The sequence below is a fragment of the Myxococcus llanfairpwllgwyngyllgogerychwyrndrobwllllantysiliogogogochensis genome (assembly GCF_006636215.1).
GTDB lineage: Bacteria > Myxococcota > Myxococcia > Myxococcales > Myxococcaceae > Myxococcus > Myxococcus llanfairpwllgwyngyllgogerychwyrndrobwllllantysiliogogogochensis.
On the sequence record NZ_VIFM01000585.1, the window covers coordinates 1 to 724 of the forward strand.

At 64.6% G+C, this 724-nt stretch carries 1 pseudogene; it reads left to right on the top strand.

Going from position 1 to position 724, the window contains the following annotated elements:
• Positions 1-724 (top strand): annotated as a pseudogene (locus FJV41_RS57040) (1,4-alpha-glucan branching enzyme); the annotation flags it as partial.

The following is a 724-nucleotide window of genomic DNA, read 5'->3' on the forward strand; positions in this document are numbered from 1 at the left end:
CCCTCGCACTTCCCCATGGACGGCCACGGCCTGGCCGAATTCGACGGCACGCACCTCTACGAGCACTCGGACCCGCGCCAGGGCTTCCATCCCGAATGGAACTCGGCCATCTTCAACTACGGCCGGCACGAGGTGCGCAGCTTCCTCATCTCGTCGGGCCTGTTCTGGCTCGACAAATACCACCTGGACGGCCTGCGCGTGGATGCCGTGGCCTCCATGCTCTACCTCGACTACGCGCGCAAGCATGGCGAATGGATTCCCAACCGCCACGGCGGGCGCGAGAACCTGGAGGCGATCGAGTTCATGCGGCTGCTGAACCGCTCGCTCTACCGCGACCATCCGGACACGGTGAGCATCGCGGAGGAATCGACCGCCTGGCCGATGGTCTCGCGGCCGCTGGAGATGAACGGCCTCGGCTTCGGCATGAAGTGGAACATGGGCTGGATGCACGACACGCTGGCCTACTTCAAGGAAGACCCGATCAACCGCCGGTATCACCACCACAAGCTCACGTTCTCGCTGGTGTACGCCTTCAACGAGAACTTCGTGCTGCCCCTCTCGCACGACGAGGTGGTGTACGGCAAGGGCTCGCTGATCGACAAGATGCCCGGCGACGAGTGGCAGCAGTTCGCCAACCTGCGCGCGCTCTTCGGCCTGATGTGGGCCCACCCCGGCAAGAAGCTGCTCTTCATGGGCGGCGAGTTCGGCCAGCGCCGCGAATGGA